The 7,759-nt window shown below is 56.9% G+C and carries 7 protein-coding genes; 6 read left to right on the top strand and 1 reads right to left on the bottom strand.

Translation table 11 applies throughout. From position 1 onward, the window contains the following. The first annotated feature begins 252 nt into the window (after window positions 1-252). The 6 genes from A6M21_RS03285 to A6M21_RS03260 all read left to right on the top strand — a co-directional run bounded on the left by A6M21_RS03285 (window position 253) and on the right by A6M21_RS03260 (window position 7,080). Window positions 253-1,497 (top strand): CoB--CoM heterodisulfide reductase iron-sulfur subunit A family protein, encoded by a 1,245-nt coding sequence (locus tag A6M21_RS03285; RefSeq protein WP_151191783.1) that lies wholly within the window; start codon window positions 253-255, stop codon window positions 1,495-1,497. Between the two features lie 4 nt (window positions 1,498-1,501). Then, on the top strand, window positions 1,502-3,748 hold the full coding sequence (locus A6M21_RS03280; RefSeq protein WP_066666470.1) for an FAD-dependent oxidoreductase: 2,247 nt from the start codon (window positions 1,502-1,504) through the stop codon (window positions 3,746-3,748). Window positions 3,749-3,878: 130 nt separating this feature from the next. Continuing rightward, complete coding sequence (locus A6M21_RS03275; protein ID WP_066666469.1) at window positions 3,879-4,475, top strand: 4Fe-4S dicluster domain-containing protein; 597 nt, start codon at window positions 3,879-3,881, stop codon at window positions 4,473-4,475. Next, window positions 4,475-5,356 (top strand): CoB--CoM heterodisulfide reductase iron-sulfur subunit B family protein, encoded by an 882-nt coding sequence (locus A6M21_RS03270; protein ID WP_066666468.1) that lies wholly within the window; start codon window positions 4,475-4,477, stop codon window positions 5,354-5,356. Before A6M21_RS03275 ends, A6M21_RS03270 begins: the two co-directional genes overlap by 1 nt. Window positions 5,357-5,841: 485 nt before the next feature. Beyond that, window positions 5,842-6,687 (top strand): Mrp/NBP35 family ATP-binding protein, encoded by an 846-nt coding sequence (locus tag A6M21_RS03265; protein WP_066666467.1) that lies wholly within the window; start codon window positions 5,842-5,844, stop codon window positions 6,685-6,687. Between the two features lie 21 nt (window positions 6,688-6,708). After that, window positions 6,709-7,080: a NifB/NifX family molybdenum-iron cluster-binding protein gene (locus tag A6M21_RS03260; RefSeq protein WP_066666466.1), complete on the top strand. Its 372-nt coding sequence runs from the start codon at window positions 6,709-6,711 to the stop codon at window positions 7,078-7,080. Window positions 7,081-7,193: 113 nt separating this feature from the next. Here A6M21_RS03260 and A6M21_RS18610 read toward each other — a convergent pair. Further along, window positions 7,194-7,759, bottom strand: a 566-nt coding sequence (locus A6M21_RS18610; RefSeq protein ID WP_161485987.1) for a SprT family zinc-dependent metalloprotease, incomplete at its 5' end; no start/stop codon positions are given.

Here is a 7,759-nt window from a genome sequence, read left to right as displayed (position 1 = left end):
CCGGCCAATGGCGAATGGTCCATGTTCACCCGGCCGATCCTCTCCGTCATCGACTAGTTACCTGTCCGACCAGCTATTTCAGGCTTGCATCAGCCCTCGCATGTGTCATCCACGTGCTGTCGCAGCCGTGGCCGTCCGCGGCCACGGCTCGATCTTGATCTTGTAGAGATGCCGGATCCCCATAATTTCCGTAATCATGGAGAGGGCGGCATGTTTACAAAAATACAGCGGAGAAATGGTGGGGTGATGAGAATTATGGAAAAAAGCATATTGGTGGTTGGCGGGGGGATCAGCGGGATCACCACCGCTCTGGAAGCCGCCGAAGCCGGCCGGGAGGTTTTCCTGGTCGAAAAGAACCCGTATCTGGGCGGCCGGGTGGCCCAGTTGAACCAGTATTTCCCCAAACTGTGCCCGCCCAACTGCGGTCTGGAGATTAACTTCAAGCGCCTGAAACAAAATCCGCGCATCCGCTTTTTCACCATGGCCGAAGTGGAAAAAATATCCGGACAGGAAGGGGATTTTGAGGTTACCGTCCGCTTGAATCCCCGTTACGTCAATCAGAACTGTACGGCCTGCGGCAAGTGTGCGGAAGTTTGTCCCCTGGAACGGCCCAATGCGTTCAATTACGGGCTGGATAAAACCAAAGCCATTTATCTGCCCCATGTATTTGCCTTCCCGATGAAGTATGTGATCGATAAGCAGGTTTGCGATTCCTGCGGCAAGTGCGTGGAAGCGTGCCAGTACAATGCCATTGAGCTGGACATGGAGCCGAAGACAATCAATCTGAAGGTTGGCGCCATTGTTTGGGCCACCGGCTGGCAGCCTTACGACGCCACCAAACTTTCCTATTACGGTTTCGGGCGTTACGAGAACGTGATCACCAATGTGATGATGGAAAGACTGGCTGCGGGCAACGGTCCCACCGGCGGGAAGATCGTCCGTCCTTCCGACGGTAAGGAGATTAACAGCATTGCTTTTGTGCAGTGCGCCGGTTCACGGGATGAAAACCACCTGCACTGCTGCTCCAACGTTTGCTGTCTGGCCACCTTGAAGCAGGCCACCTATGTAAGAAAACAATACCCCGGGGCAAAGATTTCCATCTTCTTCATTGATATCCGTGCCCGGGGCAAGTACGAAGACTTTTTTGTCAAGGTGCAAAATGAGGACGACATTACACTGATCAAGGGGAAGGCCGGCGAAATCAAAGAGGACGCCGACAAGAACCTGACTGTGATTGCCGAAGATCAGCTGAACCAGAACCTGCTGGAAGAGAAGTTCGACCTGGTGGTGCTGGCCACCGGCATGGCGCCCGGCACCAGGGAGGATAAAATTCCGTTGGATGTTTGCTATGATGAAGACGGCTTCTTTGATACCGATCCTCAAACACCTGGAATTTATGGCGCTGGATGCGTTAAGCAGCCGCTGGATGTTGCTTCCGCCGTCAGGGATGCCACTGCGGCAGCGCTCAAGGCCATTCAATCGACGGTGAGGAGGTAACGCCATGGACAAGAAGATCGGAGTATATGTCTGCACCGGTTGCGGGATCGGCGAGGTGGTTGATTTCGAAGCCCTGTCCGAAATAGTCGATGACGAATATTCAGTGGCCGTGTGCAAGTCGCACCCCTTTTTGTGCGGCGCCGCAGGCGTGGCGGAAATAAAAAAGGATCTGGAAGAAGAGGGGATTAACGCCGTTGTTATCGCCGCCTGCTCTTCACGGGTCAATTACGATGTATTCAATTTCGGTCCGGCGGTGCTGGTGGAACGGGCCAACCTGCGTGAGCAGGGGGTATGGAGCCACCAAAACCCGGATGACGACGAGGATGTCAAAGAAAATATCCAGATGCTTGCCACAGACAACCTGCGCATGAGCATTGTCAAGATGGAAAACATGGATCCGCCGGAACCCTATGCGGCGGAAGACCTGAGCAAAACCATCCTGGTGGTGGGCGGCGGCCTGTCCGGTATGACGGCGGCGCTGGAAGCGGCCGGGGCCGGTTATCAGGTGGTGCTGGTGGAGAAGGAAGCGGAACTTGGCGGTTGGGCGGCCAGATGCTATAAGCTGCCTCCATTGAAACCGCCCTTCCGGGAACTGGAAGAAAACAAATGTGCGGCTATAGCGCAGGAAATTGCCGCCAACCCGGACATCAAGGTGTATACGTCGGCGGAAATTCAGAGTACGGCCGGCGGGCCGGGCGTTTTTGACGTGGAAATCAGTCAAAACGGCAGCGTGGCCAGGGAAAGGATCGGCGCCATCGTGCTGGCCACCGGCGCCCGCCCGTACGACCCCGAACGGCTGGGGCACCTGGGCTTCGGCCGCTATGCCAATGTGATTACCCAGGCCATGCTGGAAGAAATCGCGGGCAAGGGCAAAATCACCCGTCCCTCGGACGGCAAGGAAGTAGAAAAGGTGGCCTTTATCCAGTGCGCCGGGTCGCGGGACGCTGAACACCTGCCCTATTGTTCCGCCGCCTGCTGTGTGGAATCCATGAAACAGGCGCTTTATGTCAAGGAGCAAAACCCGGAAGCGGCGGTATATGTCTTTTACAAGGATATCCGGGCCAACGGCCAGTATGAGCATTTTTATATGCGTGCCCAGGAGGCTGGCGTTATTTTCATCAAGGGGGACGTCAGTTGCATCAATGAAGATGATGGCAGTCTGTCCATTGAAGCGGATGATTTGCTGATGGGTGAAAAAACGGCGGCCGAGGAACTGGATCTGGTGGTGCTGGCCAACGGTATGGTTCCGTCCACTCTGGCCGGGCTGCCGGCTGAAGTGCAAAAAGAGGTGGCCGAACAGGAAGCGGCGGCTACTGCGGAGGCTTCCGAAGCGGTGGCGGCCGCCGAGCAGCGGATTTTGAACTTGAAATACCGCCAGGGTCCGGAACTGCCGGCTTTGAAATATGGTTTTCCCGATTCCCACTTCATCTGCTTCCCTTACGAAACGCGCCGCACCGGCATTTACGCCGCCGGCAGCGTACGGGCGCCGATGGACCTGCCTTCAACCATTGCCGACGCCACCGGGGCGGCCTTGAAGGCCATTCAGTGCGTGGAACTGACGGCGCAGGGGTCGGCGGTGCATCCGCGGGTGTGGGATTTCTCCTATCCGCAGTTCTTCATGCAGCGCTGCACCCAGTGCAAACGCTGCACCGAGGAATGTCCCTTCGGGGCCATTAACGAGGATGAAAAAGGCAACCCGCTGCCCAACCCGACCCGTTGCCGGCGTTGCGGCACCTGCATGGGGGCCTGCCCGGAACGGATTATTTCCTTCAAGAACTATTCCGTGCCGATGATCGGCAACATGCTCAAGGCCATCGAGGTGCCGGAGGAGGACGAGGAGAAACCGCGCATCCTGGTTCTGGCCTGCGAGAACGACGCCATGCCGGCACTGGATATGGCCGGGATCAACCACCTGAACTACAACCCGTGGGTACGCATCATCCCGGTGCGCTGCCTTGGTTCGCTGAATCTGGTCTGGATTGCCGACGCCATGTCCCGGGGTATTGACGGTGTGCTGCTGCTGGGCTGCAAGCACGGCGACGACTACCAGTGCCACTTTATGAAAGGCAGCGAACTGGCCGAAATCCGTCTCTCCAAGGTTTCCGAGACCCTGGACCGGCTCGGTCTGGAGTCGGAGCGGGTACGCATGGCGGAAGTGAGCATCACCGACTACGATCAGATTCCCGGCATTCTGGACGAATTCGCTGAAAAACTGGATGAACTGGGCCCCAACCCGATGAAAGGTTTCTAATCGGCGGCCCGGGAGAAAATGCCGGATTTTAAGTGCGGCCCTTTAAGCCGCAATGAATATGGGGGTGTGCCGGGACGGCCGGCGGCCGTCCCGTCCCCCGGCAAATCCAAGGGCAAAGGAGCAGTGAAAAATGGCCGACTGTCAGGTTTCTCCTGAAGCTGTCCGCTATGACCCCGCTTTTTCGCGTGAAGTATATGCCCTGGAAAACGGGCCGCAGATAAAAAAGTGTATGCAGTGCGGCATGTGCGCGGTTTCCTGCGCCACCCGGGCATCGATGAATTATTCGCCACGCCGTCTTTTCAACCTGATCAAGCAGGGCAAGAAGGAAACAGTGATGAAATCCAACACCATGTGGATGTGCACCACCTGCCTGATGTGCAAAGTACGTTGTCCGCGCGGCATTGCTATTGTGGATGTGATGCACGACTTGAAAAACCTGGCCATAGATCAGGGCTATGTCACCCACCCCCAGGCGGCCTTCTACCAGGCTTTCTGGAAGGAGATCTGGAGCCGGGGACGCGTATTTGAAGGCGGCGTAACAGCCCGTTATTTCCTGAAACGGGGTATTCTGGGAGAAATAAAAACAATCCTGTCCATGAAAGATGTGGGCATGGACATGCTGCGCCACAGCCGCATGCCGCTGCTGCCGCCGCGCAAAATCAAGGGCCTGGGCGATTTACACAAGATCATCGAGAAGGCGCGCTCCCAGCGGAAGGAGGTAAGCTAATGCGGTACAGCTTTTATCCGGGTTGCTCCATGGAAGGCACGGCTGTGCCGTACCGCAAGTCGGTAGAGCCGGTGGCGGAAGCGCTGGGGATGGAACTGGAGGAAATTCCGGACTGGAACTGCTGTGGAGCCACTGTCGCTTCCGGCGTGGTCGGTGACTATACGCAGCAGGTGGTGGCGGCACGCAATTTCGCCCTGGCCGAGCCCAGAGGACTGGATGTGCTGGTGGCCTGCAGTTCCTGTTTTTTAAGTCTGGCCTTAACCAACAAGCGTTTTCAGGAAGACGCGGATTTTCATCGCGCGGCCAATGAAGCGCTGGCCGCGGCCGGGCTGAAATACAACGGCACCTTGAAGGTGCGACAAATTCTCGAGGTCATGGTCAATGACGTGGGTATTGAGCGCATCCGCGCGCGGGTGAAACGCCCGCTGACCGGTTTGAAGGTGGCCGGCTATGTGGGCTGCCAGACCATGCGCACATTGCCCTGGGAGTTCGACGATCCCGAACACCCGGTTGTCCTGGACCGGATCATTGAAGCGCTGGGTGCCACGGCGACGCCTTTCCCCATGAAAACCCGCTGTTGCGGCAGTTCCCAGACCCTGCCGGCGGAAAAGATCCTGATGGGTGCCAGCCGGGAGATTCTTGAATCAGCCGCCGAAGGCGGCGCACAGATGATTGTCACCCCCTGTCCGATGTGTCAGTTGAACCTGGATTCCTATCAGGGGCGGATGAACCAGTTGCTGCAGACCAGCTTTGCCATGCCGGTGCTCTTTTTCACCCAGTTGATGGCCATTGCCTTTGATCTGCCTCCGGAAAGCTGGGCTTTGAAATACAATATTGTTTCCCCTTTCCAAGCGCTCGCCCCTCTTGGCATCAACAGGTAAAAAGCAGGTGGCCGCCCGGTGCCCGTACACCTCACGGTTGAAGTGTAAGGGCAAGGGGCGGCGGGATAAAAAGTCGGAATAGTCATATAAGTTGCGTGGTGGCCTTTCTGGGGCCGCTTTTTTTGTCCGGAAAAAGCATGGTTGTAACGGGGCGTGAAAACAGGCCGCCGGGGCGGGGCACCGGAGCGGCGGGGTACGGCCGTCACATTGAAAGCGCTGTTTTATTTTGATAGTTGACAAATGCTAAAAAGAATAGTACGATAATTACGGTCATGAGCTCAAAACCGGGAGGGGGTTTAATTAGCGGGGCTGTACAGACCTGGTTCTGCTGCCCGATCTCATGGCGGGAGCGGCAAAAAGCAGGTGCGTCGGGGCGTATAGGGGTTTTATTCCGGGGGAATGCTTTCACGCAGGAGTAGGCAGGCCAAGAATAATATGTTAAACTATGATCGGTTTACTATAATATTGCGATGAGGCGAGGGAAAATGGCGAACAATCAATGTGAATCATGCAAGGACAAAACAGGGCAATGTTCCCCCGAAAGCTGCGGCAAGTCCCTGCTGCTGCCCCAGAACGAGGCCAGTGAAATCAAGCATGTGATCGGGGTGATGAGCGGCAAGGGTGGCGTGGGCAAATCCTCGGTCAGTGCCCTTTTGGCCGTCAGCTTGGCCCGGGCGGGCTACAAAGTGGGCATCATGGATGCCGATATCACCGGACCGAGCATTCCCCGGTTATTTGGCTTGAAGGCCAGACCGGAACAGTTTAACGAAATGCTGTTGCCGGTAAAAACAGCCCTGGGCATTGAGGTGATGTCGTTAAACCTGCTTTTACCGGAGGAAGACGACCCGGTAATCTGGCGCGGTCCCATTCTGGCCAGCGCGGTGAAACAATTTTGGAGCGATGTGGCCTGGGGCAGGCTGGACTACCTGATTGTGGACATGCCGCCCGGCACCGGCGACGTACCGCTGACGGTGCTGCAGTCGTTGCCACTGGACGGGTTGATCGTGGTCTCCTCACCCCAGGATCTGGCCATGATGGTGGTGAAAAAAGCAATTAAAATGGTCCAGCAGGTGCACATACCCGTGCTCGGCCTGGTGGAGAACATGAGCTACCTGGCCTGTCCGCATTGCGGCGAGCGCATTCACCTGTTCGGCAGCGGCCATGTGGCGGATGCCGCCCGCGCCAATGACCTGCGCCTGCTTGATGTGCTGCCGCTGGATCCGGAACTGGCCGCCCTGGGTGACGCCGGAAAAATTGAGGAGTACAGCGGCAAGGCCTTTAATATCGACCCCGTTTTGACCATTACCGGTGAGCAGAAAAAAGTCAATTAATATTAAGGAGTGCATGCTACTATGAAAATTGCCGTTCCAAACGAGCGGGGCCGGGTGAATCAACATTTCGGCCGCAGTCAGGAGTTTCTGATCATGGATCTGGAAGGCGACTCGATCAAGGAACAGCATACTGTTTCGGCGGCTCAGCTGCAGCATAACCACGAAGGCCTGGCCGGGCTGTTGAAAAGAGAGGGCGTGGACACGGTGATCCTGGGCGGCATCGGTCCTGCCGCCCTGCAGGCGTTGGAAGCCGCCGGTTTTAACGTGATTACGGGTGCCAGCGGGGAAGTGGCGGCAGTGGCCAGGGATTGTGCCCGGGGTGAGCTTGTTTCCCGGGGAGCGGTCTGTGACCACAGTCACGGTCATGACCACAACTGCCACGGGCAGGCCTGATAAACACCGGGGAACCGGAAGTTTCGGACAATAGCCGGAGCGCTTTGATCCGCCGGATTAAAGCGCTCCGGCCCGTTCCGGGACGGGTTTTCAATGTGACGCCGTCCGGATGTTTACCGGTTTTTCCGGCCGCGGGCGACGGCGCGGATAAATGAGTAGTAATTGGCGGGATAATGTTCAATATTTAATGGCGCCCGTACCTCCAGGCATTTTTCGATAAACAAGGGCGAGGTGTCACAGGCGCAGCCGGAATTGATCAGCACCCAGTAACGGACCATTTCCCTGAGCAGGATGGCCTCGAAACGCCGGCAATAGGGGTGCAGTTCAATCCAGCAGCTTTTCGGGTTACATACCACCAGCCGCCCGCGGGTCAGCTGCAGGCGGGAATTCCAGTAGATGTTCAGGGGCGGCAAAAAGCCGTTGAAAAAAAACTGATTGAGATTGTCAAATATTGCCTTAACCGGTGAAGGGGTGATCTGATTGCCCAGCAGGTTGTGGCAACGCTGGGCGAAAAAAGGCAGCGCGGCCCGCCAGGCCAGTTCACCGTAATCGGCCAGCAGTTTCAGCTTTAAAACGCGGCACTGCTCCGGAGTGATCAATGGGGCAGACACCGCTTCTTCGCCGGCGGGCATGGTTTTTACCCGCCATTGCCCCGTTGCCTCGATGCAGATGTACAGGC

Origin of the sequence: Desulfotomaculum copahuensis, from assembly GCF_001655685.1 — a bacterium.
Classification (GTDB): domain Bacteria; phylum Bacillota; class Desulfotomaculia; order Desulfotomaculales; family Desulfovirgulaceae; genus Desulfotomaculum_G; species Desulfotomaculum_G copahuensis.
This window is presented reverse-complemented; position numbering and strand designations above follow the sequence as displayed.

Coding starts and splice junctions, on each gene's coding strand:
- A6M21_RS03270 (WP_066666468.1), top strand. CDS start 4,475: ATGCGGTACAGCTTTTATCCGGGTTGCTCCATGGAAGGCACGGCTGTG.
- A6M21_RS03265 (WP_066666467.1), top strand. CDS start 5,842: ATGGCGAACAATCAATGTGAATCATGCAAGGACAAAACAGGGCAATGT.
- A6M21_RS03260 (WP_066666466.1), top strand. CDS start 6,709: ATGAAAATTGCCGTTCCAAACGAGCGGGGCCGGGTGAATCAACATTTC.
- A6M21_RS03280 (WP_066666470.1), top strand. CDS start 1,502: ATGGACAAGAAGATCGGAGTATATGTCTGCACCGGTTGCGGGATCGGC.
- A6M21_RS03275 (WP_066666469.1), top strand. CDS start 3,879: ATGGCCGACTGTCAGGTTTCTCCTGAAGCTGTCCGCTATGACCCCGCT.